The organism is Pantoea sp. SIMBA_079 (genome assembly GCF_046940275.1).
GTDB classification, from domain to species: domain Bacteria; phylum Pseudomonadota; class Gammaproteobacteria; order Enterobacterales; family Enterobacteriaceae; genus Pantoea; species Pantoea borealis.
Window position 1 is genome coordinate 38,979 of the sequence record NZ_JAWRYR010000013.1, and the last position, 18,852, is coordinate 57,830.

Below are 18,852 nucleotides of genomic sequence, written 5' to 3' on the forward strand. Positions count from 1 at the left end.
AAGAATTAAAAATAAGCAGTTATAACTTGCGAGAATATAGAAGCAGCGAAAAGGCGCGAACGGGGTCGCGCCTGTGCACAGGTTAGTAGAGCTTTTTCGCTGTATCGAGCCAGTCACGCTTGAACGGACGCTTCATGTTCTCAATGGCATCGATAATATCGTGGTGCACCATCTTCTCATTCTGAATACCGACGCAGCGGCCGCCATAGCCCTGCAGCAGCAGCTCAATTGAGTAAGCCCCCATGCGTGACGCCAGAATGCGGTCGTAGGCGCAGGGCGCGCCGCCACGCTGAATATGTCCCAGAACGGTGGCGCGGGTTTCACGCTTTGTCTCTTCTTCAATGAAACGGGCCAGATCGTCGATATCGCAGATGTGCTCGGTAATCGCCACGATGGCGTGTTTTTTCCCTTTTGCAATGCCCGCTTTGATCTCTTCAACCAGCTCTTCACGGGTATAGGGAATTTCCGGCAGCACAATAAACTCACAGCCGCCGGCAATGGCCGCTGCCAGCGTCAGATCGCCACAGTAGCGGCCCATCACTTCCACAATTGAGATACGCTGATGCGACGAGGAGGTGTCGCGCAGACGGTCAATCGCTTCCACAACGGTTTCCAGCGCGGTGAAATAGCCGATGGTGTAGTCAGTGCCGGCGACGTCGTTGTCGATGGTCCCTGGCAGACCGATGCAGGGGAAACCCATCTCAGTCAGTCGTTTGGCACCCATATAGGAGCCATCACCGCCAATGACCACCAGCGCATCGATACCCCGCTTTTTCATGTTTTCGATCGCTGCCTGGCGCACCTCTTCATTGCGGAACTCCGGAAAACGCGCAGAGCCGAGAAAAGTGCCGCCGCGGTTAATCATGTCAGAAACACTGTAGCGGTCGAGATTAATCATGCGATCTTCATACAGACCCAGATAGCCGTCATAGATACCAAAAACTTCCAGGCCTTCACTCAGGGCGGAACGGACAACTCCGCGAATGGCTGCGTTCATGCCCGGGGCGTCGCCGCCGCTGGTCAGTACTCCGATTTTTTTGATCATGACAACCTCTGGATTGTTCAAAACTAAGGATTATTCCCGCCGATCGACCGGGTCATGCCTGCTCCCGAACGTGGGGCTTAATAGTTGCAGATAGTATATCAAAGGCTCAATGCTGAATTGATTCAGGTCAGACAAGTTTTCGCTAATTTTTTAAAGAGTTGTTAGCGCTTTGTCATTTTTAACATATAAGCGCCTGAACTAAAAAACTAAAATCGGAAGAAGCCCTGCTGATGTTCCGGGACGACCGAGCAGGGATCCTGGTGAATAATGATGTCGGAACCCGGAAATTTCCGGCGCAGCGCCTGTTCAATCTCATCAGCAACGTGATGCGCCTGAACCAGCGGCAGCGCATCTTCCATTTCCAGATGCAGCTGAATAAACCGCGTCGGCCCTGACTGCCTTGTACGCAATGCATGCGCACCGTGCACGCCAGGCCACTCTGTCACCAGCGCAATAATTTGCTGCTTTTCCTGCTCGGGCAGCGCGCGATCCAGCAACGACTGCACGGCTTCATATCCCATACGCAGCGCGTTATAGAGGATATAGACGCCGATCCCCAGCGCAAATAACGCATCAGCACGCGCAAAACCGTAGCTGCTCAGACCGAGCGCGATCAGGATTGCGCCGTTCATAACGATATCGGACTGATAGTGCAGCATATCGGCGCGAATCGCCTGACTGCGGGTGCGCCGGACAACCCAGCGCTGAAACGCCACCAGCGCCAGCGTGGAAAAAAGGGCAACAAGGGTTACGACGCCGCCGACCAGCGGCGCGCGCAGCGTTTCCGGCTTTGCCAGATGCTGGATACCGGTCAGAAACAGAAAGAGTGCGGAGCCGGAGATAAACATGCTCTGCGCCAGCGCCGCCAGTGACTCCGCTTTGCCATGCCCGAATGTATGATCATCGTCAGCAGGCTGCAGTGCATAACGCACCACCAGCAGATTAGTCAGCGAGGCGGCAATGTCTACCAGCGAATCCACCAGCGCCGCCAGCACGCTGACTGAGCCGGTGTACCACCAGGCGAAAATCTTGACCAGCAGCAGCAGGAGCGCCAGTGAGGTCGCGGCCAGCGCAGCACGCCGGACCAGTGTTGCGTACTCAGAATCCATGTTTCGCCCTATCAGACAGATGCGTGTTCCAGTCGTAACTGAAAACAAGTTTATCATCAGTCCGGCCAGGCTGCGTCTGCGATGCGGCATTTCCCGGCACGCCATACCGCGGGCAAAAAAAACCCCGCCATCATGGCGGGGGAAGACAGGGATGGTGTCTATGGCAAGGAAAACAGGGATACTATGTTACTGGTTACTACGGGTGCTGCTCACTGCTTGCAGCGATGACGATGGCTGCAATCCTGAGAACCGACGAACATCATTCAGCCGCCGTTCATGATTCTTTTTTAATGCCGCCTGCTGCACAGGCGTCAGCAGGTGATACATCTGATTACGAACCCGGGCCATCTCAACCTGCAGGTCAACCTGCGCGCGGGCCTGTTTTTCAGCCAGCTGGCGGATCGCCGATTCATTAAATTTGTCTGCAGTGACAAGGTCATGCATAGTTTCAATATCCTGAACGCTTAACACCGGGCGCTCATGGCGTGCTTGCTGCATCAGGTCCCGCATTTGCTGCCGTTGCTGTTCGGTAAGCTCAATTCCATCGAACATGTGACTTTGCGGATTTTGCGTCATACTGCCTGTCGTCAAGCCGCCGTTTTGATGCATCTCTTCAATCGCTGTCGTCTCTGCTGCAACTGCGCTGGCGTGACTAAGAACCATCGCTGAAGCAATGACGATGACGGTTAAGTTGCGCATCGTTTACTCCCGGTTTGCTCTGTTTTGCGATTCAACGAGACCCAGTTTACGGCGGCAGCTGCAAACAACCGTCAGGGGGTGTAAAACTACGTAAAGCGTTGGATTGCCAGTGTGGGAACACGGTATTTTGCCTGCGGAGGGCAATAAAAAATGAATAAAATCCTGTTGGTAGATGACGACCGCGAATTAACTTCGCTGCTTAAAGAATTACTCGAAATGGAAGGGTTTGACGTCATTGTAGCCAGCGATGGAGAGCAGGCTCTTACCCTGCTGGACAGCTCCGTTGACCTGTTGCTGCTGGATGTCATGATGCCGAAGAAAAACGGTATCGATACGTTAAAAGAGCTGCGTCAGCAGCATCAGACGCCGGTCATCATGCTGACGGCTCGTGGCAGCGAACTGGATCGCGTTCTGGGACTGGAATTGGGGGCGGATGATTACCTGCCTAAACCTTTCAATGACCGCGAGCTGGTGGCGCGTATTCGTGCGATCCTGCGTCGTTCAAACTGGAGCGAGCAGCAGCAACAGCAGCACGATACCAGTTCGCCGACGCTTGAAGTTGACTGCCTGCGCCTGAACCCAGGCCGCCAGGAGGCGAGCTTTGATAACGAAACGCTCGATCTCACCGGCACTGAGTTCACGTTGCTTTACCTGCTGGCGCAGCATCTCGGCCAGGTGGTATCGCGGGAACATCTCAGTCAGGAGGTGCTTGGTAAACGCCTGACGCCCTTTGACCGTGCCATCGATATGCATATCTCCAACCTGCGCCGCAAACTTCCTGAGCGTCGTGATGGCCATCCATGGTTCAAAACGCTGCGCGGACGCGGCTATCTGATGGTTTCTGCATCATGATAGGCAGTCTGACGACCCGCATCTTCGCCATCTTCTGGCTTACGCTGGCGCTGGTGTTGATGCTGGTCCTGATGGTGCCCAAGCTCGATTCGCGTCAGATGACCGCCCTGATGGAAAGCGAACAACGGCAGGGCACCATGATTGAACAGCATGTTGAAGCGGAACTCTCTCAGGATCCCCCTAATGACCTGATGTGGTGGCGCCGGCTGTTTCGCGCTATCGACAAATGGGCACCACCGGGCCAGCGCCTGCTGCTGGTAACCAGTGAGGGCCGGGTGATTGGCGCACAGCACAACGAAATGCAGGTGATCCGTAACTTTATCGGCCAGTCAGATAACGCCGATCACCCGCAGAAGAAAAAATATGGCCGCGTTGAGATGGTGGGCCCCTTTGCCGTGCGCGACGGTGAAGATAACTATCAGCTCTATCTGATCCGACCGGCCACCAGCTCCCAGCTCGATTTTATCAACCTGTTATTTGACCGGCCGCTACTGCTGCTGATTGTCACGATGCTGATTAGCTCTCCGCTGCTGCTCTGGCTGGCATGGAGCCTGGCACGACCGGCGCGCAAGCTGAAATACGCGGCGGATGAAGTGGCCAGCGGCAATCTGCGCCAGCATCCTGAACTGGAGTCGGGTCCGCAGGAGTTTCTGGCGGCCGGTTCCAGTTTTAACCAGATGGTCAGCGCGCTAGAACGCATGATGACCGCGCAGCAGCGCCTGCTATCTGACATCAGCCATGAACTGCGCACCCCACTGACGCGACTGCAGCTGGCTACCGCTCTGCTGCGTCGTCGCCATGGTGAAGGCAAAGAGCTGCAGCGCATTGAGACAGAAGCGCAGCGGCTGGATGGCATGATCAACGATCTGCTGGTGCTGTCACGCACCCAGCATAAAAATGCCCTGGTCAGCGAGGCGATGAAAGCAAATCAGCTGTGGAACGGCGTGCTGGAGGATGCGCGCTTTGAAGCAGAACAGATGGGTAAAACCATGGAAGTGCCCTATCCGCCTGGCCCGTGGCCGCTGTACGGCAACCCGCATGCGCTGGAGAGCGCCCTGGAAAATATCGTACGCAATGCGCTGCGCTATTCTGATTCGCACATCAGCGTAAGCTTCTCGGTGGATATTCAGGGCATTACCGTTCACGTGGATGATGACGGTCCGGGCGTGAGCGAAGAAGATCGCGAGCAGATTTTCCGCCCGTTCTATCGTACGGATGAAGCGCGCGATCGCGAGTCTGGCGGCACCGGGCTTGGGCTGGCGATTGTGGAGACGGCCGTACAGCAGCATCGCGGCTGGGTCAAAGCAGATAACAGCCCTCTGGGCGGCCTGCGTCTGACGCTCTGGCTCCCGCTATACTCTGCCCGGCAGTAATTTGTTATGCTTCGGCCCCTGATTGCGGGGGCCTTATGCTGAACATTGTTTTATTCGAACCTGAAATACCACCCAACACCGGTAACATTATCCGCCTGTGCGCCAACACCGGCTTTCAGCTGCATCTGATCGAGCCGCTTGGCTTTGCGTGGGATGATAAACGACTGCGCCGCGCCGGGCTTGATTACCACGAATATACCGCGCTGAAAAAACACGCCAGCTACAGCGCTTTCCTCGCATCTGAAACGCCGCAACGCCTGTTTGCGCTGACCACGAAAGGTACACCGGCACACAGTGCGGTCAGCTATCAGGCCGGAGACTACCTGCTGTTTGGCCCGGAAAGCCGGGGTCTGCCCGCTGAGATCCTGGACGCCCTGCCCGCCGGACAGAAAATACGTATCCCGATGCGCGCCGAAAGCCGCAGCATGAATCTGTCGAATGCCGTATCGGTAGTGGTGTATGAAGCGTGGCGCCAGCTCGATTTCGCCGGCGCGCTGATCAAAGATTAAATCCCGTCGCCATATTCAAAACCGGCGCCGGTGAAGTGCTGATCCATATCCATTGAGGGTTTGTCGCTGGCGGGCTTGCCCACAATCCGCGCCGGTACGCCGGCAGCGGTGGTGTGCGGAGGAACAGGCTGCAGTACAACAGAGCCGGCGCCGATTTTTGCGCCGCGGCCTACGTCTATGTTGCCGAGAATTTTGGCGCCGGCACCAATCATGACGCCTTCGCGAATTTTAGGATGACGATCGCCACTGGTTTTGCCGGTCCCGCCCAGCGTCACGGATTGCAGGATAGAGACGTCATTTTCCACTACCGCGGTTTCGCCGATCACAATACCCGTGGCGTGATCCAGCATGATCCCGCGTCCGATATGGGCCGCCGGGTGAATATCAACGGCGAATGATACGGAGATTTCGTTTTGCAGATAGACGGCCAGCGCACGGCGGCCCTCTTTCCACAGCCAGTGGCCAATGCGATAGGCCTGTAGCGCATGGAAACCTTTCAGGTAGAGCAGCGGCGTGGAGTATTTGTCTACTGCCGGATCGCGCTGGCGTACAGCCTGAATGTCATAGGCCGCTGAAACAATCATTTCCGGATCCTGACGATAGGCTTCTTCGACAATTTCACGCACGGCGATGGCGGGCATAATAGGGTTCGCCAGCTTATTTGCCAGCATGTAGCTGAGCGCACTGCCGAGATTTTCATGCTTCAGCAACGTCGCGTGATAAAAGCTGGCCAGCATCGGTTCGCAATCCGCCAGCGCTCTGGCTTCTGCTTTGATATGGTTCCAGACCAGTTCTAACTCTTCAGACGACATTGCTGTTTACTCCCGATAAAAAAGCGCCGCAGAGGCGCTACAGGTTGATGTGCTGAGCATCCTGCTCTAGCCTGGGCTGTTTTCGTCCTTCCTTGTACGACCCAGTAAGCTCAATGCTGCCTCTCGCGCCGTTTTTTCGCAATACAGTACCTGATAAATCTGCTCGGTTATCGGCATTTCGACGCCCATTCTTGCCGCCAACGCTTTGACTTCTTTGGTATTTCTGTAGCCTTCTACAACTTGTCCGATAATGCGTTGCGCCTCTTCAACGCTCTCGCCCTGACCCAGCATCATGCCAAAACGACGGTTGCGCGACTGGTTATCTGTGCAGGTCAGTACCAGATCGCCCAGTCCTGCCATGCCCATAAACGTTACCGGATCGGCACCCAGTGCCGCGCCCAGACGGCTCATCTCGGCCAGGCCGCGGGTAATCAGTGCGGTACGCGCGTTAGCACCAAAGCCAATACCGTCTGAGATGCCGGCGCCGATAGCGATAACGTTTTTAACGGCCCCGCCCAGCTGAACACCGGTAAAATCAGGATTGTTATACACGCGGAAGCTTTTGCCGCAGTGCAGCTTCTGCTGCAGATCGTCGGCAAACTCTGCATTGGTGGCCGCCAGTGCGATAGCGGTGGGTAAACCGGCAGCCAGCTCTTTAGCAAAGGTCGGGCCGGAAATCACCGCCAGCGGAATAGCATCGCCCAGGATCTCCCGCGCAACCTCCTGCAGCAGACGGCCGGTCTCTTTTTCCAGGCCTTTGGTGGCCCAGACAAGGCGGGAATCTGTACGCAGGTAAGGTTTAATCTGCTGCAGCACGTCGCCAAAAACATGGCTCGGCACCACCACCAGCAGATCGCGGCTCGCGCGAACGACCTGTGCAAGATCGGCTTCAGCAATCAGATTATCAGGAAAAGGAACATCGGGCAGGAAAGCGGTATTACAGCGGTCAGCCTGTAAGCGGGCAACGCTTTGCGGATTATGGCCCCAGAGCAGAACCGGATGCCCGTTGCGAGCTAACGTGATAGCGAGAGCGGTGCCGTACGAGCCGGCACCGAGTACGCTGATAGACGCGTTATGTGTTGTCATCAGGCATCCTGACGTGGCGCTTCGCCTTCACCTTGCTGCTGCAGATAGTTCATGAACAGCGCATCAAAGTTAACCGGTGCCAGATTCAGCTGCGGGAACGTACCGCGCGAAACCAGACTGGTCACACACTCACGTGCGTAAGGGAACAGAATGTTCGGGCAGTATGCGCCAAGGCAGTGTGCCATCTGCGTGCCATCAATACCGCTGATGGTGAAGATACCCGCCTGCTGGACTTCGCACAGGAAAGCGGTCTCTTCGCCTACGGTTGCGGTTACCGTCACGCGCAGCACCACTTCATACACTTCATCAGCCAGCTGAGAAGAGGCGGTATCCAGATCCAGTTTAACTTCCGGCTCCCACTCTTTCTGAAAAACCTGAGGCGCGTTTGGCGCTTCAAAAGAGACATCTTTGGTATAAACGCGCTGGATCTGGAACTGCATTTCGTTGGTGCTTTGTTCTGACATGTTACTAAGTCCTTAAGTGATGATTATCAGTGCAGAAGAGTTAAGCCTGAAGCAGAGGATCGAGTCCCTGACGCCCGTCCAGCGCATAGAGATCGTCACAGCCACCGATGTGCTGAGCGTCGATGAAAACCTGCGGCACCGTGGTGCGACCGCTGCGTCTGATCATCTCTTCACGTTTCATTGCGTCCCCATCAATAGGGATCTCCTGATAAGAAACGCCTTTCTGATCCAGTAGCGCCTTTGCACGATGGCAATACGGGCAGGTTACTTTGGTGTAAATCTCAACATTCGCCATGCGGGATACCTCAGATGATTATTTACCGCGAACCAGCGGCAGGTTTTCGCCACTCCAGCCGCTGATGCCATCTTTCAGGACAGCGACATGTTCAAAGCCTGCGGCGCTCAGCGTTGCTGCTGAATCACCCGCGCTTTGACCGGTGGCACATACCACAATTATGGGCTGCGACTTGTGCTTTTCCAGCTCGCCGAAGCTGCCTTTTTTAATATCTGCTGCTGCCACGTTAACCGCTCCGGAAATATGCCCCTTGCGATAATCGTCGCGTGAACGCACGTCTACTACCACCGCGTTCTCTTTATTAATCAGGTGGGTTGCTTCACCACGGCTGATGGTTTTTACCTTAGAGAACATCCCTTTAACGGTGGTCACAATCACCAGAATAAGTAAAACGACCCATGCCAGACTAAGGATGGGGTGATTGCTTGCAAACTGCATGATTTCTTGCATGAGAGGTAACGACTCCAGACCGGGCTTATAAGCTAAAACAAGGGTTCTGAGTATACCTGCGCCACTTCGCATGTACAGTCGCGATGCGGGCAGAGATACGATTTGTGCGTCATTTTCCAAAAAAAATGTTCTAATCGCAAAATTCAGACAATGTTTATCGCGCTAAGCTTTAAAGCGACATGTTTCGTAATCTAAAAGCTGGCCGGGATAACTGGTAAGCGGCTGTTCATCGTGGAATAATTATTAACTATGAAGGGAAAAGCGCGCATTACACCCACAAGGACCCCTCACAACGGCCCGGCTTCTCAGCTGGTATTCCGCTGGTCCGCCCTCTCCCTCAGCCTGCTGTGTGCGGGTATGTTTTTGCTGCCCGTTACGGGTTACAGCGCTGACGACAACAAAGCGCAGTTAAAAACCATTCAGCAAAGTATCGCGGAAAAAGAGAAGCGCGTTAAAGCGCAGAAAACTGAGCGCAGTAAACTGCTCGATCAGCTCCGGAGTCAGGAGAAAATCATCGCGCAGGCGAGCCGTCAGCTGCGTGAGACGCGCAATAGCTTAAGCACGCTCGACAAAGAAGTGGCTCAGCTTACTGCCTCTATCTCCCGCCTTGAACAGCAGCAGACGCAGCAGGAAAGTCTGCTGTCACAACAGCTCGACGCCGCTTTCCGTCAGGGACAGCATAATGGTGTACAGCTGTTGCTGGGCGGCGCAGAAGCGCAGCGCAGCGAACGTATCCTGGCCTATTTTGGTTACCTCAACGCCGCGCGCCAAAAAAATATTGATGAACTGCGCCAGACCCGGCAGCAGCTGGCTGAACAGCGCCTGACCATGCAGAGCAAACAGCAGCAGCAAAAAAATCTTCTCGTTCAGCAGCAGGCGCAGCAAAGCAAGCTGGAAAACGCCAGCGCTGCCCGCAAAAAAACCCTCTCCGCGCTGGAAAACGCGCTGGAAAAAGATCAGGCAGATCTGGTTGAAATGCGCCAGAACGAAAGCCGTCTGCAGGATAAAATTGCCAGAGCAGAGCGCGAAGCGCGTCAGCGGGCTGAGCGTGAGGCGCGTGAAGCAGAGAAGGTTCGTCAGCGTCAGGCGCAGGCCAAAGCGAAAGGTTCCAGCTACGCCCCAACGCAGAGCGAGCGTGAGCTGATGGCGCGTACCGGCGGGCTGGGGCGCGCGAGCGGTCAGGCTTTCTGGCCAGTCCGCGGCAGAATTGAACACCGCTTCGGTGAATCGATGCAGGGTGAACTCCGCTGGAAAGGACTGGTGATTGACGCACCGGAAGGAACCGAAGTAAAAGCGATTGCGGATGGACGGGTACTGATGGCCGACTGGCTGCAGGGATACGGGCTGGTTGTGGTGCTGGAGCACGGTAAAGGCGACATGAGCCTGTACGGCTATAACCAGAGCGCCCTGGTAAGCGTTGGTGCACAGGTGAAAGCCGGTCAGCCGGTGGCGCTGGTAGGCACCAGCGGTGGCCGCGGTACGCCGTCGCTCTATTTTGAGATCCGCCGTCAGGGCAAAGCTGTTAACCCACTACCGTGGTTAGGAAGATAAGTGCTGTTTTTATCCCGAACGTTACCCGCTCTGCTGTGCGGCTCTCTTCTGAGCTTCAGCGCACACGCGGCAAAATTAGCGATTGTCATTGATGATTTTGGCTACCGTCCTGCTGAAGAGAACAAAGTGCTGGCGATGCCAGCGGCCATTTCCGTTGCCGTACTGCCCAATGCCCCGCATGCGCGCGAGATGGCCACTAAAGCCCATCAGCGCGGCCATGAAGTGTTGATTCACCTGCCAATGGCCCCGCTCAGCAAACAGCCGCTGGAAAAAGATACCCTGACCCCGGAGATGAGCAGCGACGAAATTGCCCGCATTATCCGTGAAGCCAGCGGTAAAGTTCCCTACGCGGTTGGCCTGAATAATCACATGGGCAGTAAAATGACTTCCAGCCTGGCCGGAATGCAGAAAGTGATGCAGGTGCTGAATCACTATAACTACTATTTTCTCGACAGCATGACCATCGGCAATAGTCAGGCCGTTGCGGCAGCACAGGGGACGCAGGTCAAAGTCGTAAAACGTCGCGTGTTTCTTGATGATAATCAAAATGAAGCGATGGTACGGCAGCAGTTTACCCGGGCGGTTAAGCTGGCACAGCGGGACGGGTCTGCTATCGCTATCGGCCATCCGCATCCGACAACCGTACGCGTCCTGCAGCAGATGCTGCCTTCGCTTCCGGCTGATGTCACGCTGGTTACGCCAGGACAGCTGCTGAATGAGCCGCTGCGTCACACCACAAAACCTGCCGCAGCCGCTCCGGCTAAACCCGCAAGCGCGCATTTCCGTGCGCCTGCCCTCTGTAAAGTCAGCGCCACGCCGGTACCGCAGCAGCGGGCAGTGGAAATCATCGGCGAAGGTCTCATGCAGAATCCATTCATGCTCAAACTGAAAGCGCTGTTTTAAATCAGTGGTGCGGGCGACCGCACCGCTGACATTCACATTGCAGCCAGAAAGTTTATACTCTTGCCCGAAAACGCACTGCACAGAACAAGGACATCAGCAGGAATGACGCCGCATAAACAAAAAATTCTACTGCTTGATAATGGTCGCGAGTGGGGCGGCGGCACCAATAGCATGCTGGAATTGCTAAAGCGGATCGATCGTAACCAGTTCGATATCACCTGCTGCTTTTATCATAATTATTCGCGCGGCAATGACGAAACCATTGAACAGACTCTTGGATCGTTAGCCATCCCGGTGACGTTTATTCCGCAGCGCAGACAGCCTCTCTGGGCAAAAATCAGCAAAGAAATAGTCCGCACGCTGCTTTTTTTCAGCAAAGAGCGCAGAAAAAAAGCGGTTCATGTCGTGGATCGCCGGTGGCGCATTATTCCGAATGCACACAAGATTGGCGAGCTTCTGCAGGCAGGCCAGTTTGACCTGCTTTATATGAATAATCAGCCCAGTACCAATACTGAAGGCTATCTGGCAGCCCGCCCGCTTGAGATCCCGGTGGTGCAGCACTGCCGTATCGACCCGATGCTGAATCGTCAGCTGGTCACGATGCTGAACCGGGACTGTAAGGCAATTATCTGCGTTTCGCACGGCGTCAGTCATACCCTGCAGCGTCATGGCGTTCATCATCACCTCTGCCATACCGTCAGTAACGCCATCGATATTCACCAGCCGTTGCCCGATCGCACTGCTGTTCGGCAGGCCCTGCAGATAGCACCTGAAACGTTTGTATTTGGCTCGATTGGTTCACTGATAGCGCGTAAAGCCAACCACCACACGCTGAGCGCGCTGGGCCGGTTTCATCGCCTCTACCCTCACGCTGACTGGAAAATGCTGATTGTAGGTGCCGGTCCGGAACAGGCTAATCTCGCACAACTGGCAGAAAAAGAGCAGATTGCTGACCGCATCGTTTTTACCGGTTTTAAAAACAATGCGCTCGATTTTCTGGCAGCGTTTGACGCGTTTATACTGGCCTCGCAAAGTGAAGGTTTACCCCGCGTAGTGCTTGAAGCAATGCTGGTTAATACCGCTGTTATCGGATCGCGGGTGACCGGCACAGCTGAACTGATTGAACACAACCAGACCGGCCTGCTGTTTGAATATGGTGATATTGCGCAGCTGACACAGCAGCTGATTGCCCTGTGGGAAAACAAAGAATTACGTCAGAAATTAACTGACACTGCTGCCGGAAAGGTACGCGAACATTACGCTATTGATAACTATATTCAGGGCGTAGAAACGGTTCTGGCTAATGTTATTCAGGAAAAGAGTCATGCTTAATTTTTTTAATAAACGTTTCCGCCATATTCGCGCGCGTCACAATATTCCATACAGCGAGAGTCGCGTGCAGGGCACAATTCCGGTTACCTCCGTGGTGATCCCGTGTGCCGGTGAGGACTATATTGAAGAAGCGCTGCTCAGCGCCTGCTTTGCCAGCCGTTTTGCCACCAGCATCACGGAAATTGTTATCGTCAGCGACCAGCCCGCAACAAAATTTGGTGAACTGCCGGCAAAGACCCGTGTTGCGACGCTGACCATCCCGCATCGCGAAGAGAGCTACCGTTATAAACAGATTTACCGCAGCCGGCTGATCAAACTGCAGGCGCCTTTACAGGCCAGCGGTGACGCCGTTCTGATGATCGACTCTGACCTTAACCTGCTTAAAGACCCTGCCCTCAGCCTGCGGGAAGGTCATCTTTACTCCAGCTTCAGAGAAGGCAGAATGATTGCCAAACTGGAGAATGCAGCTGAAGAGCAGATCCCGGCTTACTATAAACCCGCCATCCGGCCCTATCTGGTTGACCATGTCAATGGCGCTTATCTGGCCGCTACGCGTCAGACCTGGAAGCGTATCTGTCCGCTGTGGCTGACGCTGTTTCAGGATACCTGGGAGCTGATGAATGACAATCAGCCACCCACCGATCAGCTGCCGCTCTCTGCGCTGCTGGATATGCTCGATCTGGTCACGGTCAACCTGGGCGAATGGGCAAACTGGCCGGTCTCCAAGCGCATCGGCGGGACCGCAGCGGTGATCCCGCCTGAGGTCATTGGCGCCCACGGCGGTTTTCCGTTAAGTGAATGGCAGAAGTACCTGCAGGACCCGGCACAGCCGCTGCAGTTTAAAGGTCAGGACTACACGCGCAAAGTACGCTACCTGACTGATGAAGAGAAAAAACGCAGCTGATATGACTCCGGCCCGCGGGCCGGAGTCCGGTCAATCCCAGCTCAGCACGACTTTCCCTGAGCGCCCGGAGCGCATTTCATCGAAACCCTGCTGAAATTCGTCGATATGATAGCGATGGGTAATCACTGGCGTGAGATCCAGCCCGGACTGGATCAGTGCCGCCATTTTGTACCAGGTCTCAAACATCTCACGGCCATAAATGCCTTTGATAAACAGGCCTTTGAAGATGACCAGATTCCAGTCGATCGCCATATCACCGGGTGGAATGCCCAGCAGCGCAATGCGCCCGCCGTGATTCATGGTTTCCAGCATCGTGCGGAAAGCTGCCGGTGCGCCTGACATCTCCAGTCCGACATCAAACCCTTCGGTCATACCGAGCTCCTGCATCACGTCGCGCAGATTCTCCTGCGCCACGTTAACGGCCCGGGTCACACCCATCCCGCGCGCCAGACTCAGACGGTAGTCATTCACGTCGGTGATCACCACGTGACGGGCACCCACATGCCTGCAGACGGCGGCGGCCATAATACCAATCGGCCCGGCGCCGCAGATCAGGACATCTTCACCTGGCAGATCAAATGACAGCGCAGTATGTACGGCGTTGCCGAACGGATCAAAGATGGCGGCCAGCTCGTCAGAAATGTTATCGGGGATTTTAAACGCATTGTACGCCGGGATAACCAGATACTCCGCGAAGCAGCCCTGCCGGTTTACCCCCACGCCCACCGTATTGCGGCACAGGTGCGTTCGCCCGGCCCGGCAGTTACGGCAGTGACCGCAGGTAATATGGCCCTCTCCGGAAACGCGATCGCCGATGGCAAAACCTTTGACCTCCTGCCCCATGCCAACCACTTCACCGACATACTCATGTCCGGTGATCATCGGTACCGGAATGGTTTTGCGTGACCACTCATCCCAGTTGTAGATGTGAATATCCGTGCCGCAAATAGCGGTTTTGCGGATCTTAATCAGCAAATCGTTATGCCCGGGTTCCGGCACCGGCGCATCCCGCACCATCCAGATCCCCTCTTCAGCTTTCAGTTTGGCGAGTGCTTTCATTGTTCTGCCCCTGCAGCAATCACGCCCAGCTGCTGGCCCACGCGGATAAACGCGGCGATGGCCTGTTCCAGCTGCGCCTGCGTATGAGCAGCAGACATCTGCGTGCGGATGCGCGCTTCACCCTGCGGCACCACCGGATAGAAAAAGCCGGTGACGTAAATGCCTTCCTGCTGCAGCAGCGTGGCAAACTGCTGCGCCACGTTTGCTTCACCCAGCATCACCGGAATAATGGCGTGGTCAGCCCCGGCCAGCGTAAAGCCGGCAGCGCGCATTTTTTCGCGGAAAAAGCGTGCATTATCCCAGAGCCGCTGGCGCAGGCCGTCGCCCTCACTCAGCAAATCCAGCACCCGCAGTGAGGCAGAGACAATGGCCGGCGCCAGCGAGTTAGAAAACAGATAGGGGCGTGCACGCTGACGCAGCCACTCCACCACCTCTTTTTTCGCAGCCACGTAGCCGCCGGATGCGCCGCCCAGCGCTTTACCTAATGTCCCGGTGAGAATATCGACGCGATCCATCACGCCGCAGTATTCATGCGTACCGCGTCCGGCTGCGCCGACGACGCCCACCGCGTGAGAATCATCCACCATGACCAGCGCATCAAACTCCTCCGCCAGGTCGCAAATTCCCTGCAGGTTAGCAATCACGCCATCCATGGAGAACACGCCATCGGTGGCAATCATTATATGACGGGCACCCTTATCACGCGCCTCCTGCAGACAGACACGCAGCGCCTGCATATCGTTATTGGCATAGCGATAACGCTGTGCCTTGCACAGGCGTATGCCATCGATGATGGACGCGTGATTCAGCGCATCGGAAACAATGGCATCCTCCGGCCCCAGCAGCGCCTCAAACAGGCCGCCGTTAGCGTCAAAACAGGAGGAGAACAGAATCGCCTCTTCCATACCAAGAAAGTCAGCCAGCTTACGCTCCAGCTGCTGATGCGTATCCTGCGTACCACAGATAAAGCGCACCGATGCCATACCAAAGCCGTGAGAATCCATACCCTCTTTGGCCGCCTGAATCAGCGCCGGATGGTTAGCCAGACCGAGATAGTTGTTAGCACAAAAGTTAATGACCGAGGCGCCGTGGTCGACGCTGATCTCTGCCTGCTGGGCCGACGTAATGCGGCGTTCCTGTTTGAACAATCCGTCCTGACGCGTTGTCTCAAGCTGCTGACGGATTTGCGAATAAAACTGACCGGACATGATTCTGCTCCTTAGATCGCCAATTACCGGGGCATCTTACTGAGCAAATGGTGTGCAGACGATATTTCAGCCAGCTAAATGTTCGTTTTGCAGCATAGTTCACGCCACGACCAGCGTTTGTGCGATACGCCTCACGCATCTGGCTGTCCGGACAGGGCTGAAATGTTATGATGATAGGTATTCGTGCGTGAAACCTTCTGTTTCACCCTAACTGATTAAAGGCTAAGCATATGATTATCGTTACCGGCGGCGCTGGCATGATTGGCAGCAACATCGTTAAAGCGCTTAACGATCGCGGTCATAGCGACATTCTGGTCGTGGATAACCTGAAAGATGGCACCAAATTTGTGAATCTGGCGGATCTGAATATCGCCGATTATATGGATAAAGAAGAGTTTCTCTCTTACATCATGTCAGGCGAAGATCTGGGACCCATTGAAGCGGTCTTCCATGAAGGCGCCTGTTCAGCCACCACCGAGTGGGATGGCAAGTACATGATGGATAACAACTACCAGTACTCCAAAGATCTGCTGCATTTCTGCCTTGAGCGTGAGATCCCGTTTCTCTACGCCTCTTCTGCCGCGACGTATGGCGGCCGCAATGAGAACTTTATCGAAGAGCGCCAGTATGAAGAGCCGCTGAACGTCTATGGCTATTCAAAAATGCTGTTCGATCACTACGTGCGTCAGATTCTGCCTGAAGCAGATTCGCCGGTATGTGGTTTCCGCTATTTCAATGTGTATGGTCCGCGCGAAGGGCACAAAGGCAGTATGGCCAGCGTGGCATTTCATCTGAATACGCAAATCAGCAACGGCGAAAACCCTAAGCTGTTTGAAGGCAGCGACAGCTTCCGTCGTGATTTTATTCATGTAGATGATGTTGTTGCGGTGAACCTGTGGTGCTGGGAGAACGGCGTATCCGGTATCTATAACTGCGGCACCGGACGCGCAGAGTCGTTCCAGGAAGTGGCTGATGCCGTGCTTAAATTCCATCAGAAAGGCCAGATTGAGTACATTCCTTTCCCGGATAAGCTCAAAGGGCGTTATCAGGCATTTACCCAGGCCGATCTTACAAAACTGCGTAAAGCGGGCTATGACAAGCCCTTCAAAACCGTCGCACAGGGCGTAGGCGAGTATATGGCCTGGCTGAATCGCAACGCATAAGGACACCCGCATCAGCGATGAAAATTCTGGTTATTGGCCCTTCCTGGGTCGGCGATATGATGATGTCGCAAAGTCTCTATCGCACTCTCAAGGTGGCGCATCCTGATGCGGTCATTGATGTTATGGCACCCGCCTGGTGCCGCCCGCTGCTGTCACGCATGCCGGAAGTGAATCAGGCGCTGGCGATGCCGCTGGGACACGGCGCGCTGGCGCTGGGCGAGCGCCGTCGTCTTGGCAAAACCCTGCAAGCCAGCGGTTACGACCGCGCTTACGTCTTGCCGAATTCATTTAAGTCGGCGCTGGTGCCGTTTTTCGCTGGCATTCCGCGACGCACCGGCTGGCGCGGTGAAATGCGCTACGGCGTGCTCAATGATGTGCGGGTACTGGACAAAGCGGCGTTTCCGCTGATGGTAGAGCGCTATGTTGCTCTGGCGTATGACACGCCGGTTACCTCGGCTGAGCAACTGCCGCAGCCTCTGCTCTGGCCGCAGCTGCGCGTAGAGGACGATGAAAAGCGCATGACAGCCGCGCAGTTTGGCCTCTCCGCCGATCGTCCGGTTATCGGCTTTTGTCCGGGCGCAGAGTTCGGGCCGGCGAAACGCTGGCCGCATTATCACTATGCCGCCCTGGCAGAACAGCTGATCGCAGAGGGCTACCAGGTCGTGCTGTTTGGCTCAGCCAAAGATCGCGATACCGGTGAGTCCATTCTGCAGGCGCTGCCTGATCCGTTACGCGCACACGGTAAAAATCTGGCGGGCGAGACGCAGCTGGAGCAGGCGGTGATCCTGCTCGCCCATTGTCGTGCCGTGGTCAGCAACGATTCCGGTCTGATGCACATTGCAGCTGCGCTCAACCGGCCGCTGGTCGCGCTGTATGGCCCGAGCAGCCCGGACTTCACGCCGCCACTTTCCCGCCAGGCACGCGTTATCCGGTTGATCAGCGGCTATCACAAGGTGCGTAAAGGCGATGCCGCTGAAGGGTATCATCAGAGTCTGATCGACATCACGCCTGCGCGCGTGCATCAGACCCTGAGCGCGCTGCTGCAGCCGGCGCAGGAGCAGACATGCACGTTTTAATCGTTAAAACCTCTTCGATGGGGGATGTCCTTCATACGCTGCCCGCGCTTACCGATGCGATGCAGGCACTGCCAGGCATACGCTTTGACTGGGTCGTCGAAGAAAATTTTGCTCAGATCCCCGGCTGGCATCCTGCTGTAGATAAGGTGCTGCCGGTCGCGATCCGGCGCTGGCGCAAACACTGGTTTGGCAGCCAGCAGCGCGAAGAGCGCGTCGCGTTTAAGCGCAATTTGCAGTCGCGCCAGTATGATGTGGTCATTGATGCACAGGGCTTAATTAAAAGCGCCGCACTGGTGACGCGTCTGGCAACCGGCACAAAACATGGCCTGGACAGCCGCAGCGCGCGCGAGCCTTTTGCCAGCTGGTGGTACGACAGGCGCCATGAGATCAGCAAGCAACAGCACGCCGTTGAGCGCACGCGCGAGCTGTTTGCGAAAAGTCTCGGCTATGAAAAACCCGCCACTCAGGGTGATTACGCCATTGCGGCACATTTTCTGACTCCCCGGCCCGCAACAGCACAGCCCTGGCTGGTGTTTTTACACGCCACAACCCGCGACAACAAACACTGGCCGGAAGCACACTGGCGTGAGCTGATTACGCTGCTGCAGCCGACCGGCCTGCAGATCAGGCTGCCGTGGGGCGCAATACATGAACAACAGCGTGCGCAGCGGCTGGCGGAAGGCTTTTCCCATGTGGAAGTCTTGCCAAAACTGACGCTGGAACAGGTGGCTCAGCAGCTGGCCGGCGCGCGCGCGGTAGTCTCTGTGGACACCGGGCTCAGCCATCTGACCGCAGCACTGGACAGACCCAATATTACGCTGTTTGGTCCGACCGATCCGGGGCTGATTGGCGGCTACGGCAGAAACCAGCACGCGCTGCGCCCGGTTCAGGGTGACAGGATGGCAGATATCCAACCTGACACGGTGCTGGAGACGTTAAAGCAGGTGGTAGCATGAAGAAAT

At 55.7% G+C, this 18,852-nt stretch carries 20 protein-coding genes; 10 read left to right on the forward strand and 10 right to left on the reverse strand.

Annotated features, from left to right (window positions below; translation table 11 throughout):
* Positions 1-82 precede the first annotated feature (82 nt).
* The 3 genes from pfkA to cpxP form a co-directional block, all read right to left on the reverse strand.
* The gene (gene pfkA, locus SB719_RS15555) at positions 83-1,045 is read right to left on the reverse strand and encodes a 6-phosphofructokinase (protein WP_039381217.1); all 963 of its coding nucleotides are present in this window, start codon (positions 1,043-1,045) and stop codon (positions 83-85) included.
* A 206-nt stretch (positions 1,046-1,251) separates the two neighbouring features.
* Positions 1,252-2,154, reverse strand: coding sequence for a CDF family cation-efflux transporter FieF (gene fieF / locus SB719_RS15560; RefSeq protein WP_304234590.1), 903 nt, complete (start codon positions 2,152-2,154; stop codon positions 1,252-1,254).
* A gap of 186 nt (positions 2,155-2,340) precedes the next feature.
* Positions 2,341-2,853: a cell-envelope stress modulator CpxP gene (cpxP, locus tag SB719_RS15565; RefSeq protein ID WP_065648438.1), complete on the reverse strand. Its 513-nt coding sequence runs from the start codon at positions 2,851-2,853 to the stop codon at positions 2,341-2,343.
* Between the two features lie 150 nt (positions 2,854-3,003).
* Here cpxP and cpxR point away from each other — a divergent pair, with 150 nt between their 5' ends.
* From cpxR to trmL, 3 genes are read left to right on the forward strand one after another with little or no spacing between them, the layout of a single operon-like run.
* Positions 3,004-3,705, forward strand: a complete 702-nt coding sequence (cpxR, locus tag SB719_RS15570; protein ID WP_065648437.1) for an envelope stress response regulator transcription factor CpxR — start codon at positions 3,004-3,006, stop codon at positions 3,703-3,705.
* Complete coding sequence (gene cpxA, locus SB719_RS15575) at positions 3,702-5,078, forward strand: envelope stress sensor histidine kinase CpxA (RefSeq protein ID WP_039381221.1); 1,377 nt, start codon at positions 3,702-3,704, stop codon at positions 5,076-5,078. The genes cpxR and cpxA overlap by 4 nt, the downstream gene beginning before the upstream one ends.
* Positions 5,079-5,113: 35 nt before the next feature.
* Positions 5,114-5,587: a tRNA (uridine(34)/cytosine(34)/5-carboxymethylaminomethyluridine(34)-2'-O)-methyltransferase TrmL gene (gene trmL, locus SB719_RS15580; protein WP_304234588.1), complete on the forward strand. Its 474-nt coding sequence runs from the start codon at positions 5,114-5,116 to the stop codon at positions 5,585-5,587.
* On the opposite strand, the gene cysE is transcribed toward trmL, so the two are convergent.
* The 5 genes from cysE to SB719_RS15605 form a co-directional block, all read right to left on the reverse strand.
* Positions 5,584-6,399, reverse strand: a complete 816-nt coding sequence (gene cysE / locus SB719_RS15585; protein WP_065648435.1) for a serine O-acetyltransferase — start codon at positions 6,397-6,399, stop codon at positions 5,584-5,586. The two genes, trmL and cysE, sit on opposite strands and share 4 nt — an antisense overlap.
* Before the next feature lie 66 nt (positions 6,400-6,465).
* Entirely contained in the window at positions 6,466-7,485 is a 1,020-nt protein-coding gene (gene gpsA, locus SB719_RS15590) for an NAD(P)H-dependent glycerol-3-phosphate dehydrogenase (protein ID WP_292974268.1), read from the reverse strand.
* A complete protein-coding gene (secB, locus tag SB719_RS15595) occupies positions 7,485-7,949 on the reverse strand; it encodes a protein-export chaperone SecB (protein WP_039381225.1) in 465 nt (154 codons plus the stop codon). The genes gpsA and secB overlap by 1 nt, the downstream gene beginning before the upstream one ends.
* A gap of 40 nt (positions 7,950-7,989) precedes the next feature.
* The gene (gene grxC / locus SB719_RS15600; RefSeq protein ID WP_039381226.1) at positions 7,990-8,244 is read right to left on the reverse strand and encodes a glutaredoxin 3; all 255 of its coding nucleotides are present in this window, start codon (positions 8,242-8,244) and stop codon (positions 7,990-7,992) included.
* Positions 8,245-8,262: 18 nt separating this feature from the next.
* Positions 8,263-8,694, reverse strand: coding sequence for a rhodanese-like domain-containing protein (locus tag SB719_RS15605; RefSeq protein ID WP_065648433.1), 432 nt, complete (start codon positions 8,692-8,694; stop codon positions 8,263-8,265).
* A 249-nt stretch (positions 8,695-8,943) separates the two neighbouring features.
* Between SB719_RS15605 and envC the strand changes: the two genes are divergently transcribed.
* The 4 genes from envC to SB719_RS15625 all read left to right on the forward strand — a co-directional run bounded on the left by envC (position 8,944) and on the right by SB719_RS15625 (position 13,384).
* A complete protein-coding gene (gene envC, locus SB719_RS15610) occupies positions 8,944-10,245 on the forward strand; it encodes a murein hydrolase activator EnvC (protein WP_412159394.1) in 1,302 nt (433 codons plus the stop codon).
* Positions 10,246-10,248: 3 nt separating this feature from the next.
* Positions 10,249-11,148 (forward strand): divergent polysaccharide deacetylase family protein, encoded by a 900-nt coding sequence (locus SB719_RS15615; RefSeq protein ID WP_065650417.1) that lies wholly within the window; start codon positions 10,249-10,251, stop codon positions 11,146-11,148.
* Between the two features lie 102 nt (positions 11,149-11,250).
* Positions 11,251-12,480, forward strand: a complete 1,230-nt coding sequence (locus tag SB719_RS15620) for a glycosyltransferase (protein WP_065648431.1) — start codon at positions 11,251-11,253, stop codon at positions 12,478-12,480.
* Positions 12,473-13,384: a glycosyltransferase family A protein gene (locus SB719_RS15625; protein ID WP_304234583.1), complete on the forward strand. Its 912-nt coding sequence runs from the start codon at positions 12,473-12,475 to the stop codon at positions 13,382-13,384. The genes SB719_RS15620 and SB719_RS15625 overlap by 8 nt, the downstream gene beginning before the upstream one ends.
* Positions 13,385-13,414: 30 nt before the next feature.
* Here SB719_RS15625 and tdh read toward each other — a convergent pair whose 3' ends face one another.
* Both tdh and SB719_RS15635 read right to left on the reverse strand, forming a co-directional pair.
* Entirely contained in the window at positions 13,415-14,443 is a 1,029-nt protein-coding gene (gene tdh, locus SB719_RS15630; RefSeq protein ID WP_065648429.1) for an L-threonine 3-dehydrogenase, read from the reverse strand.
* Positions 14,440-15,651 (reverse strand): glycine C-acetyltransferase, encoded by a 1,212-nt coding sequence (locus SB719_RS15635; protein WP_412159395.1) that lies wholly within the window; start codon positions 15,649-15,651, stop codon positions 14,440-14,442. Before SB719_RS15635 ends, tdh begins: the two co-directional genes overlap by 4 nt.
* A 230-nt stretch (positions 15,652-15,881) precedes the next feature.
* Here SB719_RS15635 and rfaD point away from each other — a divergent pair, with 230 nt between their 5' ends.
* Genes rfaD through rfaC form a run of 3 tightly spaced genes read left to right on the forward strand, consistent with a single transcriptional unit; the run spans position 15,882 to position 18,846 of the window.
* Entirely contained in the window at positions 15,882-16,814 is a 933-nt protein-coding gene (gene rfaD, locus SB719_RS15640; protein ID WP_304234578.1) for an ADP-glyceromanno-heptose 6-epimerase, read from the forward strand.
* Positions 16,815-16,831: 17 nt separating this feature from the next.
* Positions 16,832-17,890 (forward strand): ADP-heptose--LPS heptosyltransferase RfaF, encoded by a 1,059-nt coding sequence (gene rfaF, locus SB719_RS15645; protein ID WP_304234576.1) that lies wholly within the window; start codon positions 16,832-16,834, stop codon positions 17,888-17,890.
* A complete protein-coding gene (gene rfaC, locus SB719_RS15650) occupies positions 17,878-18,846 on the forward strand; it encodes a lipopolysaccharide heptosyltransferase RfaC (RefSeq protein ID WP_314686111.1) in 969 nt (322 codons plus the stop codon). The genes rfaF and rfaC overlap by 13 nt, the downstream gene beginning before the upstream one ends.
* Positions 18,847-18,852 lie beyond the last annotated feature (6 nt).

What these genes read in the sequence shown, in the direction of transcription:
- cpxP (WP_065648438.1), bottom strand. Translation starts at nt 2,853, where the DNA reads ATGCGCAACTTAACCGTCATCGTCATTGCTTCAGCGATGGTTCTTAGT.
- cysE (WP_065648435.1), bottom strand. Translation starts at nt 6,399, where the DNA reads ATGTCGTCTGAAGAGTTAGAACTGGTCTGGAACCATATCAAAGCAGAA.
- rfaD (WP_304234578.1), top strand. Translation starts at nt 15,882, where the DNA reads ATGATTATCGTTACCGGCGGCGCTGGCATGATTGGCAGCAACATCGTT.
- SB719_RS15620 (WP_065648431.1), top strand. Translation starts at nt 11,251, where the DNA reads ATGACGCCGCATAAACAAAAAATTCTACTGCTTGATAATGGTCGCGAG.
- cpxA (WP_039381221.1), top strand. Translation starts at nt 3,702, where the DNA reads ATGATAGGCAGTCTGACGACCCGCATCTTCGCCATCTTCTGGCTTACG.
- envC (WP_412159394.1), top strand. Translation starts at nt 8,944, where the DNA reads ATGAAGGGAAAAGCGCGCATTACACCCACAAGGACCCCTCACAACGGC.
- SB719_RS15635 (WP_412159395.1), bottom strand. Translation starts at nt 15,651, where the DNA reads ATGTCCGGTCAGTTTTATTCGCAAATCCGTCAGCAGCTTGAGACAACG.
- pfkA (WP_039381217.1), bottom strand. Translation starts at nt 1,045, where the DNA reads ATGATCAAAAAAATCGGAGTACTGACCAGCGGCGGCGACGCCCCGGGC.
- cpxR (WP_065648437.1), top strand. Translation starts at nt 3,004, where the DNA reads ATGAATAAAATCCTGTTGGTAGATGACGACCGCGAATTAACTTCGCTG.
- grxC (WP_039381226.1), bottom strand. Translation starts at nt 8,244, where the DNA reads ATGGCGAATGTTGAGATTTACACCAAAGTAACCTGCCCGTATTGCCAT.
- SB719_RS15625 (WP_304234583.1), top strand. Translation starts at nt 12,473, where the DNA reads ATGCTTAATTTTTTTAATAAACGTTTCCGCCATATTCGCGCGCGTCAC.
- secB (WP_039381225.1), bottom strand. Translation starts at nt 7,949, where the DNA reads ATGTCAGAACAAAGCACCAACGAAATGCAGTTCCAGATCCAGCGCGTT.
- tdh (WP_065648429.1), bottom strand. Translation starts at nt 14,443, where the DNA reads ATGAAAGCACTCGCCAAACTGAAAGCTGAAGAGGGGATCTGGATGGTG.
- fieF (WP_304234590.1), bottom strand. Translation starts at nt 2,154, where the DNA reads ATGGATTCTGAGTACGCAACACTGGTCCGGCGTGCTGCGCTGGCCGCG.
- rfaC (WP_314686111.1), top strand. Translation starts at nt 17,878, where the DNA reads ATGCACGTTTTAATCGTTAAAACCTCTTCGATGGGGGATGTCCTTCAT.
- SB719_RS15605 (WP_065648433.1), bottom strand. Translation starts at nt 8,694, where the DNA reads ATGCAAGAAATCATGCAGTTTGCAAGCAATCACCCCATCCTTAGTCTG.
- trmL (WP_304234588.1), top strand. Translation starts at nt 5,114, where the DNA reads ATGCTGAACATTGTTTTATTCGAACCTGAAATACCACCCAACACCGGT.
- gpsA (WP_292974268.1), bottom strand. Translation starts at nt 7,485, where the DNA reads ATGACAACACATAACGCGTCTATCAGCGTACTCGGTGCCGGCTCGTAC.
- rfaF (WP_304234576.1), top strand. Translation starts at nt 16,832, where the DNA reads ATGAAAATTCTGGTTATTGGCCCTTCCTGGGTCGGCGATATGATGATG.